Below are 22,761 nucleotides of genomic sequence, written 5' to 3' on the forward strand. Positions count from 1 at the left end.
GATTATATAAATATAGTAAATAATAGGAATCTACGTCTGATGTTGCTTTCTCTATTAGTTATAATTCCATTTTTTAGTGGTATTTTTTCATTTTTTTCTTTTAGATTTCAGAAAAATATTCCTCGTTGGATTGCGTTAATAGGAATGGGATTAACGTTATTAACTATTTTTAAAATATGGTTTTTTGAAGATTTTTGTACTTATCAGGTACAAAGTTATCCTCATTCAAGCTATCAATTAATATTTCCTTGGATCTCAAGTCTTGGAATTGAATTTCATATCTCTGTTGATGGTTTTTCGATTATTATGCTTTTTTTAACTTCATTTTTAGGGATAATATCCATTTTGTGTTCATGGAATGAAATTAAAAAAAATGAAGGATTTTTTTATTTAAACATTATGCTTGTTTTAACTGGCACAATCGGTGTTTTTATTGCTTTTGATTTATTTTTATTTTTCTTTTTTTGGGAAATCATACTTATTCCAATGTATTTTTTAATTTCATTGTGGGGTCAAGAAAAAGAAGATAAAAAAACTTGTATAAATATTGCTAATAAGTTTTTTATATATGCTCAAACATCAGGTTTAATAATGTTAGCATCAATTTTATTATTAGTACTAACTTATTATAAAAACAATAATATTTTAACTTTTAATTATGATTTGTTACTTCTTAAACCAGTTGATCAGAATATAGAATATATTATTATGTTAGGATTTTTTTTGGCGTTTATGATCAAGATGCCAATTGTTCCTTTTCATGGATGGTTGATGGATTTTCATGAAAAATCTCCGTATTGCGGTGCTATAGATATAATTGGTACTTTATTAAAAACTGCTCCATATGGTCTTTTGCGTTACAATAAAGTGCTCTTTCCTCATGCAACAGAACAATTTGCACCTATAGCAATTTTTTTAGGTCTTTTTAGTCTGTTTTATGGAGCTTGGATTGCTTTTTCTCAAGTTAATATTAAGCGTTTAGTTGCTTACTCGTCTATTTCTCATATGGGATTAATGTTAATTGCTATTTATGGTGGTAACGAAATATCTTTTCAAGGTTTAATTATTCAAATGTTATCTAATAGCATATCTACTTCTGCTTTATTTATTTTATCAGGTCAAATTTATAAATATCTAAAAACACAAGATATAAGTAAAATGGGAGGATTATGGACAAATGTTTATTGGATTCCAGGTTTTTCTTTGTTTTTTGCGTTATCAAATTTAGGTCTTCCAGGAACAGGGAATTTTATTGGTGAATTTTTGATATTATTTGGCATATTTGAAGAGTATCCATTGATATCTATAGTTGCGACGATAGGTATTGTTTTTTCATCTATTTATTCTTTAAATATGATTCGAAAAATTTATTATGGTGTGTCTAAAAAAAATTTTCCAAAGTTTTTTTTGAATATAAAAGAATTTTGGATATCAATAATATTAATTTTTGCATTAATTTTTCTAGGTTTAATTCCTCAAAAAATATTAAATATTTCATTTGAATCTATACATTTTATATATAATTTTTCAAAAAGAATGTACTAATTCTATTTTAAAGATAAGGTTATGATTAATAATGATAATTAATCTACAAGAATTAATAGCACTTTTACCGTTTTTAGTTTTACTACTAGCTGTAGTAATAGTTATTATATCTATTTCTTATAATCGAAATCATTTTTTTGTTGCCTTTTTAAGTGTATTTAGTTTAATAATAAGTCTGTTTTCATTATATTTTTTAATTTCCATAGTACCTATTAATATAACTAGTTTATTTCATATTACGAGACGTTCTATTTTATATATAAGTATGATTATAATTTCTAGTATTGCTACATGTGTTTTTGCCTATCCTTGGTTATTAAAATATGCTTTCAATAAAGAAGAATTTTATTTGTTAACTCTGCTTTCAACATTAGGTGCAATTTTTTTAACTGTTTCTAATCATATGTCATCTGTATTTATTAATATTGAATTAATGTCTTTACCAATCTTTGGTTTAATTGCTTATTCTAATTTTCAAAAGTATTCTTTAGAAGCATCTTTAAAATATCTTATTTTATCTGGTGTTTCTTCCTCTTTTTTATTACTAGGTATTTCATGGGTATATGCTATCTCTGGAGATCTTAGTCTTTTATGTATAAATCAAATTTTTTCTGATTTATCAAATAGCGAAAAAATGATAGTTTTATTTGGTATCATAATGATATTAATGTCTTTTTTCTTTAAGTTATCTCTAGTTCCTTTTCATTTATGGATAGCTGATATTTATCAAGGAACTCCTGCATCTGTTTTATCTTTTTTTTCTGTTTCTGGAAAAATTGCAATTTTTAGTGTTTTACTTTATTTTTTTTCATATTTTTCAATTTTTGATCACAAAATAATATTTTTAATATTTTCATTGATTAGTTTTTTTTCGATATTATTTGGTAATTTAATGGCTATATTTCAAAATAATATTAAAAGATTCTTTGGTTATTCATCTATATCACAATTAGGTTATTTATTAATAACATTACTTGTATCAAAAAATGAGTATTTTTTTTCTTTACAAACAAGTGGAATTTTTTTATTTAATTATTTGTTTATTAACATAGCATATTTTGGTGTTATTAACTTATTTTCCAGTACCTATGACCATGATATAGATTCAATTCATTTATACAAAGGTTTATTTTGGTCACAGCCTCTTTTAGCTACTATAGTTACAATTGTATTGTTTTCTTTAGGAGGAATTCCTATAACTTTAGGATTTTTTGGTAAATTTTGTGTTTTTTCTATTATTATAAAAAATCATTTTTGGGCTCTTGGTTTTTCATTCTTAATTGGCACAATATTAGGTTTATACGGTTATTTAAGATTAATTGTTAATATGTATTTAAATCCATCAGAAGAATTATTTTTTAATAATATAAAAGTATCTCGTTTTTGGTTATTTACTCCTTCCGGGGTTTTAATATTCATCTCTGGAATAATGTTATTGATATTAGGAATATATCCTAATCCATTAATCAATTTGATAAATTTAGCCCAATAATTTAAAAATTTAATTTTTTTATATGAAACTAACAATTTTTATTAAAAAATATAATAAGAATATTTTTAATGATTTTCTTTTTTATCTTGTCATTTTTTTTCTTGATTTTAATCATATTAATGTTCAGTAAACATATTTTTAAAAATATAAAAAAAATAAGTTTTTTTTTAAAAAATTGCTTTTTTTCTTATTTTTTTCTATTTTTATTATTTGTTTTTACATTTTGGTTTGTACTTTATAGTGATAAAGGGATCAAAGTAGCTAATGAAAAAATTATTTGTTTTTTAACCAGTTATTTTTTAGAAATTTTACTTTCAGTTGATAATGTTTTTGCATGGTTTCTTATCTTTAAATCTTTTAAAATACCACTAATTTATCAAAAAAAAGTTTTGTTATATGGTTTTTTAGGTGCTTTAATTTTACGTTCTATTTTCATTTTTTCTGGAAGTTTTTTGTTTTCTAAATGTAATTGGATTTTATATTTATTTGGAATATTATTTATATTAACTAGTTTTAAATTTATTTTTTTTTCTAATATAGAATCTGATAACAAAGAAAAAAAAACAAAAAAATTATGGATTTATAAAATTTTCAGAGTTGCTGAAAATATTAGTAGCGAAAAGTTTTTTTTAAAGGTGCAAAAGAAAATATATATTACACCGTTATTCATATCTCTTATTCTTATAGAATTGAGTGATATTGTATTTTCAATAGATAGTATTCCTGCTTCCTTTTCTCTTACTAACGATTTATTTATTGTTTTTTCTTCAAATTTTTTTGCTGTTTTAGGATTAAGATCTATGTATTTATTTACAACAAATTTTTTAAAAGTTTTTCCTATAATGAAATATGCTTTGTCACTCGTTTTAATGTTTATCGGATTTAAAATATTGATTGAAAAATTTTTTCCTATTTCAATTTTTTTAACCCTAGCTACTATACTGGTAATATTTATTATTACATTTTTAATAAATCTAATTTTTAATTTTAAAAAATATTGATGATTTTTTAAAAAACCCCAAAATTTTATTTATTTTTTATAGTAGTTAAAAATATAATTTTTTTTAATAAGTAAAAAAAATGTATAAAAAAAAATATACTTTTTCTATGTGGATTGAATATTTAGAAAAATTTGATAAAAAAAATAGAAACAATCTTTTTGAATTAAGATTGATTGCAAAAAAATTAGGTTTATTAAATTTAAAATCTTTTTTTTTTACTGTTGGTGGAACTAACGGAAAAGGAACAACCTGCGCAATGTTAGAAAGATTACTTTTAAATTCAGGTTATAAAGTAGGGTTATATACTTCTCCACATCTTATAAATTATTCTGAGAGAATTAGAGTTAATGGATCATATCTCAGTGAAAAAGATCATATTTTTTCTTTTTTAATTATAGATTCTAAAAAAGGCAATATTTCTTTAACTTATTTTGAATTTATTACTCTTTCAGCTTTATTTTTATTTAGTCAATATTCTTTAGATATTATAATATTGGAAGTAGGTTTAGGAGGGCGTTTAGACGCTACTAATATTATAGATTCGGACTTATCTATTATCACTAATATAGGAATTGATCATACTTCTTTATTAGGAACAGATCGTTTGAGTATTGGTCGTGAAAAATCTGGTATTTTTAGAGAAGGAAAAATCGCAGTTATTGGAGAAAAAAATATTCCAAGTTCTGTTAATGAAATAGCTAGAGAAAAAAAAACAATTTTAAAAAAAATTGATGTAGACTGGTTTTGGAGAAAAAAAAATATTGATTCATGGGAATTTATTCATTCAAATATTCAATTGTATGATCTTCCTATTTCTCAAATACCATTACCTAATACAGCTATTGCTCTATCATCTTTATTTTATTCTGGATTGAAAATTAATTTAAATATCTTAAGAGCTACTATTTCTAAAGTTCAATTATCTGGTAGATTTCAAACGATTTCCAATTCCCCCCGAATTATTCTTGATGTTGCTCATAATGTTAATGCTGCTTTATATCTTTCAGAAAAAATTGATGAAATAGATATAAAAGGGAAAATATATGCTATTTTTGGAATTTTAAAAGATAAAGATGTTACAGGAATTATTCAAGTTTTACAAAAAAAAATTGACTATTGGTATGCTTTAAGTTTAAAAACAAATCGTAGTGCTAGTATCAATTATTTAAAAAAAAAAATACCTTTTCACAATGCGTTTTTTTTTAAAAATATTGATGATGCTTGGTTGGCTCTCAAAGACGTCATAACTAAAAAAGATATTGTTTTAGTTTTTGGTTCTTTTTTTACTGTTTCTGAATTTATGTCTATAAAAAGATAAAAAGATTAATATTATATTAAAAATATAATTTTGGAAAAAAAATTATGACTTTTATAGACTATGTTGTTCTTTTTATTATTTTTATTTCTGTTTTTTTTGGATTATTTCGTGGTTTTGTTCAAGAATTAATTTCTTTCTTTCTTTTATTTTTTAGTATTTATTTTTTTAGTAATTATTATTATTTTAGTTCTTTTTATTTAAAAAAATCAAAATTTTTTGTTAAAAACGATTTTTTTTTATTATTATAATTTTTTTTATATTTTATATTTTAAATATTATTTTAAATTTTTTTTTAAAAAAAGTATTTGTAAAAATTGGATTATCATATTTAAATATTGCTTTAGGAGGTGTATTTGGTTTATTTCGTGGAATTATATTAGTTTTTTTTCTTCTTTTTTTTGTTTTTTATTTTAACAACTTACTTTGTTTGGATTATTTAAATCATTCTTTATTAATCAAATTTTTATTGCATGTAAAAGATTATTTTTCCTTGAATTTCTGGTAATTTTTATAATTTTTTAAAATACTAAGCACATTAATAAAAAATATAGTGTGCTTAGAATTATTAGAGTTAGTTTTAAAAAATTTTTAATGTTCAAACATAGCAGAAATAGATTCTTCATTACTAATTCGTCTTATAGCTTCTGCTAGCATACCTGCTAACGTTAAAGTTCTTACATTTGGTAATAATCTAATTTTTTCTTGTAAAGGAATAGTATCACATACAACCACTTCATCAATAACAGATTTTTTTAAATTTTCTGAAGCTTGTCCAGAAAAAATAGGATGTGTCGCATATGCAAACACTCTTTTAGCTCCTCTTTCTTTAAGTGCTTCAGCTGCTTTACAAAGTGTTCCTCCTGTATCAATCATATCATCAACTAAAATACAATCTCTATTTGCTACATCGCCTATGATATGCATGATTTGAGAAATATTAGGACGAGGTCTTCTTTTATCTATAATGGCCATATCGGTATCATAAAGAAGTTTAGCAATAGCTCGAGCTCTTACTACTCCACCGATATCTGGTGAAACAACAATTGGATTTTTTAGTTCTCTTTGCAACATATCTTCTAAAAGAATCAAACTACCAAAAACATTGTCTACAGGTACATCGAAAAAACCTTGTATTTGTTCTGCATGAAGATCTACTGTTAATACTCGATCAACTCCAATACTAGATAAAAAATCAGCTACTACTTTGGCTGTAATTGGAACACGTGCTGATCTTACACGACGATCTTGACGAGAATATCCAAAATAAGGAATAACGGCTGTAATTCTACCAGCTGATGCTCTTCTTAATGCATCTACCATCACAACTAATTCCATAATATTATCATTAGTAGGTGAGCAAGTAGATTGAATTATAAAAACATCACTACCTCTAACATTTTCATTTATTTGAACACTAATTTCACCATCGCTAAATCTACCTACAGCTGCGTTTCCTAAATTCATATAAAGTCGATGTGCAATAAATTTTGCTAATTTTGGAATGGAGTTTCCAGCAAATAATTTCATATCTGGCATAAAAAAACCTTGTTTTTTTTATTTAAAAGTTTATTTTTTGAATTATTTAAACATTAAGATAATCTAGTCTTTTTTAAAAAAACTGCATATTTTTTTTATAAAAAGCACGATGCAATGGTGAAATATTAACACTTTTTGTAATAAATCCTTGAACGTTATAAGGAAGTAGAGAATATATTTTTTGTGCAGATTTTTCGTCGTTAAATTCAGCAAAAACACAAGATCCTGTTCCAGTAATACGTGAAGGTGCATAAAGTGATAACATAGAAATTAATTTTTTTATTTTCTTATTTTTTTTTTTAACTGTGTTCTCAAAATCGTTGTAGAACTGTGATGATAATAAAAAATCAATTGATTTTTTTGTTGTGTTTTTTTTAATAGAATAGCTAGAAAATATATCTTTTGTTAATATTGGGAGATTAGGATAAACAATTAAGTACCATTTCTCTTGTCTATTAATAGGATGTAAAATTTCTCCTATTCCTTCAACAATTGTTGTATTTCCCATGATAAAAGCCGGTATATCTGAACCTATTTTTAAACTTAATGTAGCTAGTTCTTTTAAGGTAAATTTTATTTTCCATAAACTATTTAGTACAATTAATGTGGTTGCAGCATTAGACGAACCACCTCCTAATCCACTTCCAATGGGTATTTTTTTATTTAAAAAAATTTTTGCTCCAAAATTAGAAGTTTTTTTTCTTCCATAATATAACGCTTTTTCTTTTAATAATTCAGCTGCAGTAATTATGCTATTTTTTATATTTAAAAGAGAATTATTTCCAGTAAATAATTCAATAGTACCTTTTTTATTTGGTATAATTTTTAACGTATCACCATAATTAAGAAATTGAAATAAACTTTGTATATAATGATATCCATCTGAACGAACACCAGTTACATAAAGAAATAAATTAATTTTTGCAGGAGATGGCCATGTATGTATCATTTTAATATTTATATCTTAAAATAATTATTTTTATATTGATGTTGGTTAAAATTATACTGAAAAATGTTAAAAATGATATAATCATTTTAGTTGAAAACGTTTTATTTTTGTTTTTCTTGAAATTATATTAAAAATATCTCTTTTTTACTAAGACATTTAATTTAAAATTATTCTGATATATTTTTTTAAAAAAAATAGTTATTTGTTAAAAATTATATTAAACATACATAATGCTTCTATTTTTAATATGTAAAATTAATATTTCTTATTTTTTTGTTTTCAATAAATAAAATTATTTATAAGATAGATTATAAACAGGATAATATTTTATGAATTCATCTATTTTTAATAAATTAAAATCTTTAAGAAATCGTTACGAAGAAATTGAAATTATGCTTTCTCAGAAAGATACTATATCAAATCAAGAAAATTTTAAGAATTTATCTAAAGAATACTTGAAAATTTCTGAAATTGTTAAAAATTTTATTAAATGGGAAAAATTAGAAAGTGATATTAAAAACATTAATTCATTATGCAATGATATAGAAATGCACGATGTAGCTGAAGAAGAACTTTTTATAGTTAAAAAACAAAAAAAAAAATTAGAAGATAATATCAAAATATTGTTATTACCTACAGATCCTAATGATCAGCATAGTTGTTTTATTGAAATTAGAGCCGCAACAGGAGGAGATGAGTCTTCAATTTTTGCTGGAGAATTATTTAGAATGTATACACGTTATGCTGAAAATTGTATGTGGAAAACAGAAATAATGAGCTCAAGTGAGAACGAGAGAGGAGGATTTAAAGAAATAATAGCTAAAATTACAGGAAAAGGTGCATGTGGTCGTTTAAAATTTGAATCTGGAGGACATCGTGTTCAAAGAGTTCCTGAAACAGAATCTCAAGGAAGAATTCATACATCAACTTGTACTGTAGCAATTATGCCTGTTAGGCCTAAGACTGAAAAAGAAGAAATTAAATCTTCTGATTTAAAAATTGATACTTTTCGTTCTTCTGGAGCTGGTGGTCAACATGTGAATACTACTGATTCTGCCATTCGAATCACCCACATTCCTACTGGACATGTAGTAGAATGCCAAGATGAAAGATCACAACATAAAAACAAAGCTAAAGCTTTATCTATTTTATCTGCTCGTGTGTACGCTGATAAATTAGAAAAAAATCAAAAAGAAAATTCATCTATGAGACGAATTTTATTGGGAACTGGTGAAAGATCAGATAGAAATAGAACATATAATTTTGCTCAGAATAGAATTACGGATCATAGAATTAATCTTACTATATATAAACTAGATGAAGTTTTGCAAGGAAAATTAGATTTACTTATCAATCCAATAATGCGAGAGTATCAAGCAGACATGCTTGCTTCTTTATCTCAATTTAAATTATGAATATACACTACTGGTTAAAAAAAGCAATTAAAGTACTATCTCATTTTGACAATCCTCGATACGAAGCTGAGATTTTATTAAGTCATGTTTTAAAACGTACACGTATTTCAATTATAATTGATGATACAATTACATTAAGTAAAGAACAATATAAAAAATTAAATAATTTTGTTTATCGAAGGTCGCTAGGTGAACCTATAGCTTATATAATAGGAAAAAAAGAATTTTGGTCTTTATCTTTGTGTGTTTCATATACAACGCTTATTCCTAGACCAGACACTGAAATTTTAGTAGAAAAAATATTATCTAAAACTAATAAAAGTTTAAAATATATCCTTGATTTAGGTACAGGCTCTGGAGCAATTGCTTTAGCTTTAGCTAGTATTTGTTCTAATTGGGACGTTACTGGTGTTGATAATTCAAATGCAGCCCTTAAAATAGCTAAGATGAATGCATTAAAATTTAATTTGAAAAATGTAAAATTTTTTTATAGTGACTGGTTTTCTCATATAAATAAAAAATTTCATATTATTGTAAGCAATCCTCCATATATTGGCATAAAAGAAATAAAGTTACTTAAAAAAGATCTTTTTTATGAACCATTTAATGCATTAATATCAAAAAAAGATGGATTATTAGATATTGAATTGATTATAAAAAAATCTAGTCAATATCTACTAGATAAAGGTTGGTTGTTGATCGAACATGGATGGAAACAAAAATTGAAGGTACAGTATTTATTTAAAAAAAATAATTTTTTTTACATAGAATCTTTTAAAGATTATGGAGGTAATGATCGAATTACTCTTGGTCAAAAAAAACAATAAATTTATTAAAATAATATTTTTAATAAAATGATTTAGTATTTTTTATATGTGAAAAAAATCGAAAATATAATTTTACATTATCATAAAATATATATTAATATATATCTACCTATAAATTTTAAATTTTTTATTATCTAAAAAATGTTGCTATAACTAATAATATGAAATCTTTTCCCAATATTGATTTTTCTAAATTATCGCTTTTCGATTCTATTATTGCAACTTCTCAAGTTATTAGAGAAGATTTTCCTACAAAATCTGTAGTTTCTGATTTATATAATAAGGTAAAAGAAGCAAAATCTTATATTTCATCTGAAATTGAACCGAATTTAAAATTAAAAAAATTGCTGACACTTTTTTATAAAAATTGGAATTTTGGTGCTGCAAGCGGGATATATAAACTTTCAGATATGCTATGGATTGATAATGTTTTAAAGACTCGTCAAGGTACCGCTGTTTCTCTAGGTGTTCTTTTTTTACATATTGCACAAGAATTAAAATTACCGTTATATCCTGTAGTCTTTCCTACACAACTAATTTTAAGGGCAGAGTGGACAAATAAAAAAAAATGGTTAATTAATCCTTTTAATGGAGAAATTTTAGATCGGCATACCTTAGAAGTATGGTTAAAAGGCAACATTAGTCCTACTGCAGAACTATATGAAAATGATTTGTACAAATCTGAATCTATTACTGTTGTTCGTAAAATGTTAGACACATTAAAATCCGCATTGATGGAAGAAAAAAAAATGGAATTAGCATTAAATGTAAGCAATTTATTATTACAAATTAGTCCGAATGATCCATATGAAATCCGTGATAGAGGATTAATATATGCAAACTTAGAATGTAATCATGTTGCTTTGACAGATTTAATTTATTTTGTTGAAAATTGTCCTGAAGATCCTATTAGTGAAATAATTAAAGTACAAATTCATGCTATTGAGCAGAAAAAGATGATATTACATTAGGTATATTAGGAGATTGTTTAAATATTTCATCCTAAGTTAATTATTTTACGTTTATGTTCTGTTGCTAAATATAATTTTTCAATTATTTTTTTATTTAAAGTATTTATTTTTTTTCCTTCTAAATAATCATCAATTTCATTATATGTTATACCTAACGCTAGTTCGTCTTCTTTTTGTGGGTTTTCATCTTCAAGATCAGCAGTTGGTTTTTTTAAATATAAATGATCAGGACAATTTAATTCTTTTAACAACAATCTACCCTGTCTTTTATTTAATTTAGAAATTAAGTTAATATCTGTTCCATTATCTCCATGTTTTGTAAAGAATCCAGTAATAGTTTCTGCTGCGTTTCCTGTTCCAACAACCAGTCCATTTTTTATAGCTGCAATACTATACTGTACTTTCATTCTTTCTCTTGCTTTTTCATTTCCTTTAATATAGTCTGAGATTTTTATTCCCTGATTTTTTAACGATATTTCACTATTTAACACTGCATTTTTTATGTTAATTGTAAAAATTTGATCTGGATTTATAAAATTAATTGCATCTCTGCAATCTTTTTCGTCTAATTGTATACCATACGGCAAACGTAATGCAATAAATTGATAAGATTTTTCTTTTTTTTCTTTTCTCAATTCTTGAATTGATAATTGACATAATTTTCCAGTTAAGGTTGAATCTTGTCCTCCGCTAATAGCTACTATTAACGATTTTAAATGAGTATTTTTAATTAAATACGTCTTTAATATTTGAATACGATTTTCTATTTCTTTCTTTGGTATAATTAGCGGTTTAACCCCTAATAATCTGATAATTTTTTTTTGTAATGTCATTTTTTTCTTTTTATTATCGTTTCATTTTAAATATTAACTTTGTTAATAAAGCTAATTATTATATATTAAAAATAATAATTTCGAAAGTTTACATTAAAATATAATTATTTTAATAAATAAAAAACGGTAAAAAATATTGAATAATTTAATTTTTGTATTGAATTGTGGTAGTTCTTCTGTAAAGTTTGCAATATTAAATCCTAATAATAAAAAAAAATATTTATCTGGTTTAGTAGAGTGTTTATTTTTATCAAAAACATATATTAAATGGAAATATTTAGGAATAGAACACAAAACATGTATAGGATCTAATTTATCTCATAAAGATGCTTTGAACTTTATTTTTGATGAGTTTCTTTTAGAAAAAAAAGATATATTTAATAATATTATAGGTATAGGACATAGAGTAGTTCATGGAGGAAACAAAATAAAATCATCTGTTTTAGTAGATGATGATATTATTCAATTGATTCAAAATGCTATTCCATTCGCTCCATTACATAATCCAGTAAATTTAATAGGTATCAAAATAGCTATAGAAAAATTTCCTGCTTTTTCAAAAAAAAATGTAGCTGTTTTCGATACATCTTTTTATCAAAATATGCCAGAAACTTCTTTTTTGTATGCTATCCCCTATTTTTTTTATAAAAAATACCGTATTCGACGATATGGAGCTCATGGTACAAGCCATCACTATGTTGCTTCTGAAGCTGCTGTTATTTTGAATAAAAGTTTTAATTCACTTAATATTATTACATGTCATTTAGGTAATGGGGCTTCTGTTTCTGCAGTTTGTAATGGAATATGTGTAGATACTTCTATGGGATTAACGCCTTTAGAAGGATTAGTAATGGGTACTCGTAGTGGTGATATAGATCCTTCAATTATTTTTTTTATGCACCAAAAACTTGGTATGAGTATTGATGAAATTCATACAATACTCACAAAAAAGTCTGGTTTATTAGGTTTAAGTGGAATAAGTAGTGATTTTCGTTATTTTGAAAAAAATTACTATTTCGAAAAAAATGCAAAATTATCTGTAGATATATTCTGTCATCGTTTGTCTAAATATATTGCTTCTTATATGGCCTTAATGGAAAATCGTTTAGATGCTATAGTATTTACTGGAGGCATTGGTGAAAATGTTCCATTAATTAGAGAAATTACTTTATCAAAATTATTTTTAATAGGTTTTAAAGTTGATATAAAACGTAATTTTACTATTAAAAATGGAAAGCACGGATTAATTACTACAGATACATCGCGTCCAGCATTTGTTATTCCAACAGATGAAGAATTGGCAATAGCTCAGGAGACTATAAAGATAATTAGTTAAAATCATAATTATTTTATAGTATTTTCTATATTAAATTAAAATAAAAAAGAAATTATGTCGCGTATTATAATGTTAGTACCTTTAGATGAAAACGTTAGTTTAACTACAATTAGTTTAAGTTTACTTTATTTCTTTAATAAAGAAGAACAAAAAAATTATTTTAAATCTTTTTCTTATTTTCCTCTTATAAAATCAGATAATATAAACTTTATCAGAAAATGTTTTTCAAAAAAAATAAATATACTAGATGATATAAATTTTTCTAAAAAAATTTTTAATTCTTACAAATATTCTTCTCTTGTAAATAAGATTATTAAAGAATGTTTTAATAGAGAGAAGATGAATGAATTGATTTTAATCAAGGGGATTAATAAAGAAGAGCATTGTGATGCAGATCAAATCAATTTTGATATTGCACAAAATATAGATGCAGAAGTGATATTAATAGAAAATTTAAAAGAATTGTCCTTAGAATATTTTCGAAAAAAGGAAGAAAAAATCCATTTTTTTTTACAGCAAAAAAAATATAAAAATTTTTTAGGTGTTATTTTTAATGAAATTAATTCTCCTTTTATTAAAATGAAATATAATTTCATTGATAAATTAACAATTTTAAAAAATATAAAACAAAGTACATGCATTGACGAAATTAAAAAAAAATTTTCTTTTAATAGTTTTTTTACTGTTATAGCTTTTATTCCTTGGAATAAAAATTTACTTCAATCATCTGTAATCAATATTTTTAAATTTTTAAATGCAAATCTTATAAATACAATAAGTATAAAAAACACTTTTATAAAAAATATAACAATATTTGATGAAGATTGTTCAATAATTTTGAAAAAAAATTATACTAATACATTGGTATTAGTTGCTTTGAGTCGAATGGAAATATTTTTTAAAACATTGCGTTTATTATTAAAACCAAAAGAAATAGGTGCAATTTTACTAACAGGAGTATTGAAAATAAATAAGAATTCTATTGAATTATTAAAATTTTTAATAAATCAAGGTATTCCTATATTTTTTACGAAACAAAACACAATAGAAATATTATCTCAATTACAAAAGTTTAATTTTAATATTAATATTCAAAACAAAGTTTTTATTAAAAATTTATTAGAATATATTTCTAGTTTTTTTAATAAAAACTCTTTAATCAGCGAAAAGAATAAAACTACTATTGATTATAAAAAAACGTACTCACCTAAAAATTTTTGTTATCGATTAAAAAAATTATCTAAAAGAAAATCTAAACGTATTATACTTCCTGAATCATATGAAATACGTATATTAAAATCAGCTGAGATATGTCATCGTTTAGGTATAGCAGAATGTATATTGTTAGGTGATCCAAAAAAAATTTATAATATTGCAAATCAAAATGGAATTTTTTTGAATAAAAACATTGAAATAATAAATCCTTTTTTAATAAGAGATAAATATATTTCACGTTTATTAGAAATTCGTAAAAATAAAAACATAGATGAAGTTTTTGCAAAAAAACAATTAAAAGATAACGTTGTTTTAGCAACGTTGATATTAGAATCTGGTGAAGTTGACGGATTAGTTTCTGGAACAGTTCATACAACTGCTAATACTATACGTCCAGCATTGCAAATTATCAAAACTAATTCTATTTATTCTTTAGTTTCATCTATATTTTTTATGTTGTTACCAAATGAAGTTTTGATTTATGGCGATTGTGCGATTAATATAGAACCAAATGCAGAAGAATTAGCTGAAATTGCAATTCAATCTGCCGATTCAGCAAAAATATTTGGTATAGAACCACGTATAGCAATGTTATCTTATTCTACTGGTTTTTCTGGATCTGGATGGCAAGTAGAAAAAGTTAGGGATGCAACTTCTATCGTAAAAAGAAAAAGACCTGATTTAATTATTGATGGTCCAATTCAGTATGATGCAGCGATTTCAAAGGAAGTTGCTAAGTTAAAAACTCCTTATTCATCTATTTTAGGATCAGCTAATGTTTTTATTTTTCCGGATTTAAATTCTGGTAATATAACTTATAAGGCAGTTCAACGTTCAACAGATCTTATTTGCATTGGACCAATGCTACAAGGATTAAAAAAACCAGTAAATGACTTATCAAGAGGTGCATCAGTTGAAGACATTGTTTATACAATTGCATTGACATCAATTCAATCTTTATAAACTTTATTTTTATATTTTTATTATAATATTTCCGTTGGGTTCGCAACAGCATGGAAAAATCTCTCTTTTTTTAAATAGAGCGGCCATGGGCTGTTTTATTGAATAAGATACACTACCTTTTAATATCTGAATACGACATGATCCACAATAACCAGATTTGCATTGATATTCAATATTTACATTATTTTTTTCTAAAATTGATAATAAAGAAGTTTTTTTTTATAAATTATTGTTTTTTTATTTAGTATTTTAATAGTAAAATTATTCATTTTATAGTTTAAATTTTTTGAATTCTTGATTAGATACTTCTGATTCAATTTGGCCCACTAAATATGAACTGATTTCTGTTTCTTGAGGGGCCGTTTGTATATAATCAGAATTTAACCAAGAATTGATCCAAGGAATTGGGTTTGATTTTTTTTCAAAAGGCATTTTAAAACCTATTGCATGCATACGAACATTAGTAATATATTCTATATATTGACATAATATATCTTGATTTAATCCCAACATCGAACCATCTTGAAACAAATATTTAGCCCATTTTTTTTCTTGTTCTGAAGCAGATATAAATATTTTAATTGCCTCTTCTCTGCATTCTAAAATAGTATTTTTCATATTTTCGTTATTTTTTTCGTTATTTAAAATATTTAAAATATGTTGAGTTCCAGTCAAGTGTAATGCTTCATCTCGTGCTATTAATCGGATAATTTTAGCATTTCCTTCCATTATTTCTCTTTCAGCAAATGCGAATGAACAAGCAAAACTAACGTAAAATCTAATGGCTTCTAGTACGTTTACACTAATTAAACAAAGATATAGTCTTTTTTTTAATAAGTTTAAATTGATTTCAATTTTTTTCCCATTAATTTTATGATGTCCTTCTCCAAGTAAATGCCAATAAGCTGTTATTTTAATTAATTTATCATAATAAATAGAAATATCTTCTGCACGATCATTAATGTTTTTATTAGAAATAATATCATCAAATACGACAGATGGATGATTAATAATATTTCTAATTATATGTGTATATGAACGTGAATGAATTGTCTCTGAAAAAGACCATGTTTCAATCCATGTTTCTAATTCGGGAATAGAAACTATAGGTAAAAAAGCGATGTTAGGACTTCTTCCTTGAATAGAATCAAGTAAAGTTTGATATTTTAAATTACTTATAAAAATATGTTTTTCGTTAGAAGGTAAATTTTGAAAATCTATTCTATCTTTAGATAAATCTATTTCTTCTGGTCTCCAAAAAAATGAAAGTTGTTTTTCAATTAGTTTTTCAAAAATATTATATTTTTGTTGATCATATCGAGCTATATTTACAGATTGTCCAAAAAACATAGGTTCTTTAAGTTGATTATTTTTCTTTTTTGAAAAAGTTGTATAAGACACTTATATTACACCTGAAAATTTTTTATTTTTTAATTAAATTTATTCAATTATTATATCGTACAAGCACCACTTGTACAATTATCTTCTCTTATGTTTTCAGTAGATTTGTTAACATTTTGATTATCTTCAGCACCATCACGAGTATTTTGATAATAAAGAGTTTTTATTCCAAGTTTATATGCTGTAAGTAAATCATATATAAGTTGTTTTATAGGTATTTTTTCATTTAAAAATCGTTTTGGATCATAATTAGTGTTAACTGAAATAGATTGATCAATAAACTTCTGCATAATTGCCACAAGTTCTAAGTATCCTGTATTATTTGGTATATCCCAAAGTAATTCATATTCATATTTCAATTTTTTATATTCTGGAACCACTTGTCGCAGCATTCCATCTTTAGAAGCTTTTATACTGACAAAACCTCTTGGAGGTTCAATACCATTAGTAGCATTAGATATTTGAGAAGAAGTTTCTGAAGGCATTAAAGCAGATAAAGTGGAATTTCTTAATCCATATTTTTTAATTTTTTTTCGTAATGAATTCCAATTTAAATGTAATGGTTCATTACATATCGAATCTACATCTTTTTTATATGTATCAATTGGAAGCTTACCTAAATAATAATTAGTTTGATTAAATAATAAACAAGATCCTTTTTCTTTGGCTAATTCACAGGAAGCTTTTAGTAAATAATACTGTATTGCTTCAAAAGTTTTATGCGTTAAATTTTTTGCACTGCCATCTGAATAGCGTACTTTGTTTTTAGCTAAATAATATGCAAAATTAATTACACCAATTCCTAAAGAACGTCTTGAAACAGCAGATTTTTTTGCACATAATACTGGATAGTTTTGATATTCTAATATTTCATCTAAAGCGCGTACAGATAGTATAGATAATTCCTTGAGATCATTTAAATTATTAATTAAACCTAGATTGAGAGCTGATAGAGTACAAAGTGCAATTTCTCCATTTTTATCATCAATATTATTTAGTGGTTTTGTAGGCAATGTAATTTCTAAACACAAGTTAGATTGTCTTATTGTTGCCAATTTAGAATTAAATGGACTATGTGAATTACAATGATCTACATTTTGTATATAGATACGTCCAGTTGATGCTCTTTCTCGCATAATTAAACAGAACAAATCAATTGCATTAATACTTTTTTTTCTTATATTGCTATTTTTTTCATATTTAATATAAATTTCCTTAAATTTTTTTTGATCGGAGAAAAAAAATTTATATAAGTTAGGAACGTCAGAAGGACTAAATAATGTAATTTTTTTTCCTAGTAGCATTCTTTGATACATTAATTTATTAATTTGTACAGCATAATCAAGATGACGTACTCTATTTTCTTCAATTCCTCTATTATTTTTTAAAACTAATAAATTTTCAATTTCTAGATGCCATATTGGGTAAAAAACAGTTGCGGCCCCTCCTCTAACTCCACCTTGAGAACAAGATTTTACTGCGCTTTGGAAGTGTTTATAAAAAGGAATACATCCGGTATGAAATGCTTCTCCATTTCTGATAGGACTTCCTAAAGCTCGAATTTGACCAGCGTTAATGCCTATTCCTGCTCGTTGAGAAACATATTTTACAATTGCACTAGTTGTAGCATTAATAGAGTTTAAATTATCTGCACATTCAATTAACACACAAGAACTAAATTGACGAGTTGGTGTTCTTACTCCTGACATAATCGGTGTGGGTAGAGATATTTTAAAAGTGGAAATTGCATTATAAAAGCGCTGAATATAATTCATACGAATATTTTTTTCGTATTTAGAAAATAAGCATGCAGATATTAAAATATATAAAAATTGTGCACTTTCATATATTTCTCCAGTAACACGATTTTGTAATAAATACTTTCCTTCTAATTGTTTTACTGCTGCATAAGAAAAATTCATGTCACGCCAATGATCGATAAATGAATTCATTTCTACATATTCTTTAAAAGAATAATTTTGTAATAATTTTTCGTCATATTTTCCTAAATTGACCATTTTTTTTACATGATGATACAGAATAGGTGGTTCAAATTGACCGTAAGCTTTTTTCCTAAGATGAAAAATAGCAAGTCTTGCTGCCATATATTGATAATCAGGTGTATCTTCAGAAATTAAATCTGCTGCAGCTTTAATAATTGTCTCATGTATATTCACAGTTTTTATATTGTTATAAAATTGAATACGTGAACGTAATTCAACTTGAGAAACAGATATATTTTCTAATCCTTTTGCTGCCCAATTCAAAACTTTATGAATTTTATCTAAATTTATTTTTTCTCTTTTTCCATTTCGTTTTGTAACAAACAAGCTATTTTCCATATTAAATTAACCTATTTTAAAAAATATATTATAAATATTGTTTTTGAAATCTAGTATAATTACTTTTTTAGTATAAATATTTTTTATTAAAATATTTTTATATAGGTTCTACAATTCTTTGTAAAGCAACAACTTTTTCATTTTTTGATGTTCTGATTAATATGACACCTTGTGTGTTTCTTTTTAAAACACCTATTTCTGAAGCTCTAATTCTAACTAATGTTCCTGCATTGGTAATCATCATAATTTGATCTTTTTCTACTACTTGTATAGCACCGATAATTTTTCCATTTTTTTTAGTAATTTTTATTGAAATTACACCTTGTGTTGCACGTGATTTAATTGGAAAATCAGTTATTTTTGTACGTTTTCCATAACCGTTATTTGTTGCTATTAAAATACTTTCTTTTTTATGTGGAACAATTAGAGATACTACTTTGTCAGTTTTTGAAACTTTAATTCCTCTTACTCCAGAAGCTGTTCTTCCCATTGTTCTAACACTATTTTCTAAAAATTGAACTACTTTTCCATTTTGTGTAAATAACATAATGTTATTTTTTCCATTTGTTAATGCGACTCCAATTAATTCGTCATTAGCTCGTAAATTAATTGCTATAATGCCTGCAATTCTAGGTTTTTTAAATTCTTTTAAAGAACTTTTTTTAACTATACCTTGTGCAGTAGCCATAAAAATATTTAGATTATCTCTAAATTCATGAACAGGGAGTATTGCTGTAATTCTTTCTTTTTTACTTAATGGTAATAGATTTACTATAGGTCGACCTCTTGCATGTCTACTGGATTCGGGTAATTGATAAACTTTCATCCAATATAGTATACCTCGGCTAGAAAAACATAGTATCGTATCGTGTGTGTTAGCTACAACTAAACTTTCTATAAAATCTTCTTCTTTAATTTTAGCTGCTGATTTTCCTTTTCCTCCTCTTTTTTGAGCGTTGTAATCAGAAAGAGGTTGATATTTAACATATCCAGAATGAGATAATGTTACTACTACATCTTCTTGATTAATTAAATCTTCAATGTTAATATCAGCATTATTTTCTGTAATTTCTGTTCGTCTTCGATCTCCAAAATTATTTTTTATTGATATTAACTCATCTCTAATGACTTCTTTCATACGATCAGGATTTTTTAAAATTTCTTTTAATTCTTTAATTTTTTGGGTTAAATAACTGTATTCTAAAATAATTTTATTTTGTTCTAAGCTTGTTAATTTATGTAATCGTAAATCTAAAATAGCTTGTACTTGTTCTTCAGTAAAATAATAATAATTATTATTTTTTTGATTTATTTTTTTTATTTCTTGTGTTTTTTTTTCTAAATTTTGATCTATATTTTTAAGATTTTTATAAATCCATCTTTGTTTTATTATTAGCTCTTTTGCTTCTGATGAACTTTTAGCTTTTTTTATTAAATCAATAATATAATTAATATTAATTAAAGCTACACTTAATCCTTCAAGGATGTGAGTTCTTTTACACGTTTTATCTAATTCAAAAATACTTCGCCGCGTAACTATTTCTTCTCGATGTGATAAAAAATATTTTAATATCTCTTTTAGAGATAAAGTTTTTGGTTGTCCTTGGCATAATGCAACCATGTTTATACCAAAAGAAATTTGCAGTTGAGTAAGAGAATATAGTTGATTTAGAATTATTTCTGATATAGATTCTTTTTTAATTTCAACTACAATTCTCATTCCATCTTTGTCAGATTCGTCACGTAAAGCGGTTATTCCATCAATTCTTTTATCTTTTACTAGTTCTGCTATTTTTTCAATTAAACGTGATTTGTTAACTTGATAAGGGATTTCATAAAAAATAATAGATTCTTTTTTGTTTTTTCTGTTTTTTTCAATTTTATTACGAGCACGAATATAAATTTTTCCTTTTCCTGTTTGATATGCTTCTTCAATTCCTTTTTTTCCATTAATAATTCCTGCAGTTGGAAAGTCTGGTCCTGGAATATACTTAATTAATTCTTGTAATGTAATATTATTATCTTTTATATAAGCTAAGCATCCATCAATTACTTCATTTAAATTATGAGGTGGAATATTTGTTGCCATACCTACAGCTATTCCTGACGATCCATTAATTAAAAGATTGGGTATTTTAGATGGAAGTATTTCTGGAATATATTCTGTTCCATCATAATTTGGAATAAATTCTACAGTATTTTTTTCTAAATCAGTTAACAGTTCATGAGAAATTTTAGACATGCGAACTTCTGTATATCGCATCGCTGCTGCTGCATCTCCATCAATTGAACCGAAATTTCCTTGACCGTCTATTAACATATAGCGTAATGAAAAATTTTGTGCCATGCGCACGATTGAATCATATACAGCAGAATCTCCATGTGGATGGTACTTACCTATAACATCCCCCACGACTCTGGCGGATTTTTTATATGCTTTATTCCAATAATTATTTAATACATGCATTGCAAAAAGTATTCTTCTATGCACAGGTTTTAAACCATCCCGAACATCAGGTAAAGCTCGTCCTACTATTACCGACATAGCATAGTCTAAGTAAGAACTTTTTAATTCTTTTTCAATATCAACTTGTACAATTTTTCGAGAGAGGTCTTTCATGTTAACTATTTTCTCTTTTTTTTATTTATTAATAGAATTATATTAAGTTTGAAATTATAACATAGTTAAAGTATTAGATGCCTGGAAAGAAGCGATTCTAAATAACGAAACAATTATTTACAATAATATGTTGTAAATGATTAAAAAACATTTTTTATATTGTTTATTTTAAATGAAAGTATTAAAATAATGACTTATCAGAATAATTTATATAAATAAGTATTCAATTATAGAAATAATAATTTTTCTCAATTTAATTAAAAACGAGATATTTTATGAAAGATGAAGAAAAAAATTTAATAGAAAATTTATTTCATCGTTTAAAAAAGACTGAGCAGAATTCTTCTGAGCGCGATGATACAGCAGATGCCTTGATCCAAAGTTTAGTAAAAAAACAGCCGTATTCTTCTTACTACATGGTACAAACAATATTAATTCAAGAAACAGCTATAAAAAAAATGAGTTTAAAAATTGAAGAATTAAAAAACCAAATATCACTTTTAAATTCAGATCAAGTAAAGAAAAAACCAAGTTTTTTATCAAATTTTTTAAAAAAAGATCCAGCTTCTCAAACCGAATCTTATGACAATAAGATATGGAAAAAAAATCAGAATACTTTAGAATCTTGTAATACAAATATTCCGACATCTTCAACAGCAACTACAACAAGAAATAGTGGATTTCTTAAAAATGCATTGCAAACAGCAACAGGTGTAGCAGGAGGTATGATTTTAGGTAACATGTTAATGAATATTTTCAATCATACTGCACCGGAAGAAGAAGTTTTTGACAATATTAATCAATCGTCTATATCTGACACAAATGAATATGATACTATCGAAAATAGTAATAATAATGCTAGTTTAATAAACTATGATAGCCAAACTGAACCAGTGAATAATTACTTTGATGATAATAATTATTCTGATTTTGATGAAACAGAACATGTTGACGATAGTGTGATTAATGATGATAACTTTATTTAAAAATTTTTAAT

18 protein-coding genes and 1 pseudogene are annotated in these 22,761 nt (G+C 24.8%); 12 read left to right on the forward strand and 7 right to left on the reverse strand.

The features are described 5' to 3' along the window. Nucleotides 1-39 precede the first annotated feature (39 nt). From nuoM to D9V76_RS00880, 6 genes are all read left to right on the forward strand, one after another. On the forward strand, nucleotides 40-1,545 hold the full coding sequence (gene nuoM / locus D9V76_RS00855; protein WP_158336964.1) for an NADH-quinone oxidoreductase subunit M: 1,506 nt from the start codon (nucleotides 40-42) through the stop codon (nucleotides 1,543-1,545). A gap of 31 nt (nucleotides 1,546-1,576) precedes the next feature. Next, the gene (locus tag D9V76_RS00860; RefSeq protein WP_158336966.1) at nucleotides 1,577-3,037 is read left to right on the forward strand and encodes an NADH-quinone oxidoreductase subunit N; all 1,461 of its coding nucleotides are present in this window, start codon (nucleotides 1,577-1,579) and stop codon (nucleotides 3,035-3,037) included. A 119-nt stretch (nucleotides 3,038-3,156) separates the two neighbouring features. Further along, complete coding sequence (locus D9V76_RS00865) at nucleotides 3,157-4,038, forward strand: TerC family protein (protein WP_172599426.1); 882 nt, start codon at nucleotides 3,157-3,159, stop codon at nucleotides 4,036-4,038. A gap of 79 nt (nucleotides 4,039-4,117) precedes the next feature. Continuing rightward, nucleotides 4,118-5,356, forward strand: a complete 1,239-nt coding sequence (gene folC / locus D9V76_RS00870) for a bifunctional tetrahydrofolate synthase/dihydrofolate synthase (protein WP_158336970.1) — start codon at nucleotides 4,118-4,120, stop codon at nucleotides 5,354-5,356. 44 nt (nucleotides 5,357-5,400) lie between these two features. Then, nucleotides 5,401-5,604 carry a CvpA family protein gene (locus tag D9V76_RS03240; protein ID WP_158336972.1) on the forward strand — a complete coding sequence of 68 codons (204 nt, stop codon included), beginning with the start codon at nucleotides 5,401-5,403 and terminating at the stop codon, nucleotides 5,602-5,604. Beyond that, complete coding sequence (locus tag D9V76_RS00880; RefSeq protein ID WP_158337712.1) at nucleotides 5,604-5,861, forward strand: CvpA family protein; 258 nt, start codon at nucleotides 5,604-5,606, stop codon at nucleotides 5,859-5,861. The genes D9V76_RS03240 and D9V76_RS00880 overlap by 1 nt, the downstream gene beginning before the upstream one ends. A gap of 83 nt (nucleotides 5,862-5,944) precedes the next feature. On the opposite strand, the gene D9V76_RS00885 is transcribed toward D9V76_RS00880, so the two are convergent. Continuing rightward, a complete protein-coding gene (locus tag D9V76_RS00885; RefSeq protein ID WP_158336974.1) occupies nucleotides 5,945-6,892 on the reverse strand; it encodes a ribose-phosphate pyrophosphokinase in 948 nt (315 codons plus the stop codon). Nucleotides 6,893-6,965: 73 nt separating this feature from the next. After that, on the reverse strand, nucleotides 6,966-7,841 hold the full coding sequence (gene ispE / locus D9V76_RS00890) for a 4-(cytidine 5'-diphospho)-2-C-methyl-D-erythritol kinase (RefSeq protein ID WP_158336976.1): 876 nt from the start codon (nucleotides 7,839-7,841) through the stop codon (nucleotides 6,966-6,968). 329 nt (nucleotides 7,842-8,170) lie between these two features. Between ispE and prfA the strand changes: the two genes are divergently transcribed. The 3 genes from prfA (at nucleotide 8,171) to sirB1 (ending at nucleotide 11,054) form a co-directional block, all read left to right on the forward strand. Then, nucleotides 8,171-9,256, forward strand: coding sequence for a peptide chain release factor 1 (gene prfA / locus D9V76_RS00895; protein ID WP_158336978.1), 1,086 nt, complete (start codon nucleotides 8,171-8,173; stop codon nucleotides 9,254-9,256). Further along, nucleotides 9,253-10,083 (forward strand): peptide chain release factor N(5)-glutamine methyltransferase, encoded by an 831-nt coding sequence (gene prmC, locus D9V76_RS00900; protein WP_158336980.1) that lies wholly within the window; start codon nucleotides 9,253-9,255, stop codon nucleotides 10,081-10,083. The genes prfA and prmC overlap by 4 nt, the downstream gene beginning before the upstream one ends. Nucleotides 10,084-10,244: 161 nt before the next feature. Next, a complete protein-coding gene (gene sirB1, locus D9V76_RS00905) occupies nucleotides 10,245-11,054 on the forward strand; it encodes an invasion regulator SirB1 (RefSeq protein ID WP_158336982.1) in 810 nt (269 codons plus the stop codon). A gap of 26 nt (nucleotides 11,055-11,080) precedes the next feature. Here sirB1 and nadE read toward each other — a convergent pair whose 3' ends face one another. Then, nucleotides 11,081-11,887: an ammonia-dependent NAD(+) synthetase gene (nadE, locus tag D9V76_RS00910; RefSeq protein ID WP_158336984.1), complete on the reverse strand. Its 807-nt coding sequence runs from the start codon at nucleotides 11,885-11,887 to the stop codon at nucleotides 11,081-11,083. Between the two features lie 133 nt (nucleotides 11,888-12,020). Between nadE and D9V76_RS00915 the strand changes: the two genes are divergently transcribed. After that, nucleotides 12,021-13,223 (forward strand): acetate kinase, encoded by a 1,203-nt coding sequence (locus tag D9V76_RS00915; protein ID WP_158336985.1) that lies wholly within the window; start codon nucleotides 12,021-12,023, stop codon nucleotides 13,221-13,223. A 54-nt stretch (nucleotides 13,224-13,277) separates the two neighbouring features. Then, on the forward strand, nucleotides 13,278-15,401 hold the full coding sequence (gene pta, locus D9V76_RS00920; protein ID WP_158336986.1) for a phosphate acetyltransferase: 2,124 nt from the start codon (nucleotides 13,278-13,280) through the stop codon (nucleotides 15,399-15,401). A 9-nt stretch (nucleotides 15,402-15,410) separates the two neighbouring features. Here pta and yfaE read toward each other — a convergent pair. The 4 genes and pseudogenes from yfaE to gyrA form a co-directional block, all read right to left on the reverse strand. Further along, nucleotides 15,411-15,670, reverse strand: a pseudogene (gene yfaE / locus D9V76_RS00925) (class I ribonucleotide reductase maintenance protein YfaE). Nucleotide 15,671: 1 nt separating this feature from the next. Next, complete coding sequence (nrdB, locus tag D9V76_RS00930; RefSeq protein WP_158336987.1) at nucleotides 15,672-16,802, reverse strand: class Ia ribonucleoside-diphosphate reductase subunit beta; 1,131 nt, start codon at nucleotides 16,800-16,802, stop codon at nucleotides 15,672-15,674. 50 nt (nucleotides 16,803-16,852) lie between these two features. Continuing rightward, nucleotides 16,853-19,144: a class 1a ribonucleoside-diphosphate reductase subunit alpha gene (nrdA, locus tag D9V76_RS00935; protein ID WP_158336988.1), complete on the reverse strand. Its 2,292-nt coding sequence runs from the start codon at nucleotides 19,142-19,144 to the stop codon at nucleotides 16,853-16,855. A 97-nt stretch (nucleotides 19,145-19,241) separates the two neighbouring features. Next, on the reverse strand, nucleotides 19,242-21,764 hold the full coding sequence (gene gyrA / locus D9V76_RS00940; protein ID WP_158336989.1) for a DNA topoisomerase (ATP-hydrolyzing) subunit A: 2,523 nt from the start codon (nucleotides 21,762-21,764) through the stop codon (nucleotides 19,242-19,244). Nucleotides 21,765-22,039: 275 nt separating this feature from the next. Between gyrA and D9V76_RS00945 the strand changes: the two genes are divergently transcribed. Beyond that, complete coding sequence (locus D9V76_RS00945) at nucleotides 22,040-22,750, forward strand: DUF2076 domain-containing protein (RefSeq protein ID WP_158336990.1); 711 nt, start codon at nucleotides 22,040-22,042, stop codon at nucleotides 22,748-22,750. Nucleotides 22,751-22,761: the final 11 nt, after the last annotated feature.

Source organism: Buchnera aphidicola (Rhopalosiphum padi), from assembly GCF_005080845.1.
In the GTDB taxonomy this organism is placed as follows: Bacteria; Pseudomonadota; Gammaproteobacteria; order Enterobacterales; family Enterobacteriaceae; genus Buchnera; species Buchnera aphidicola_AO.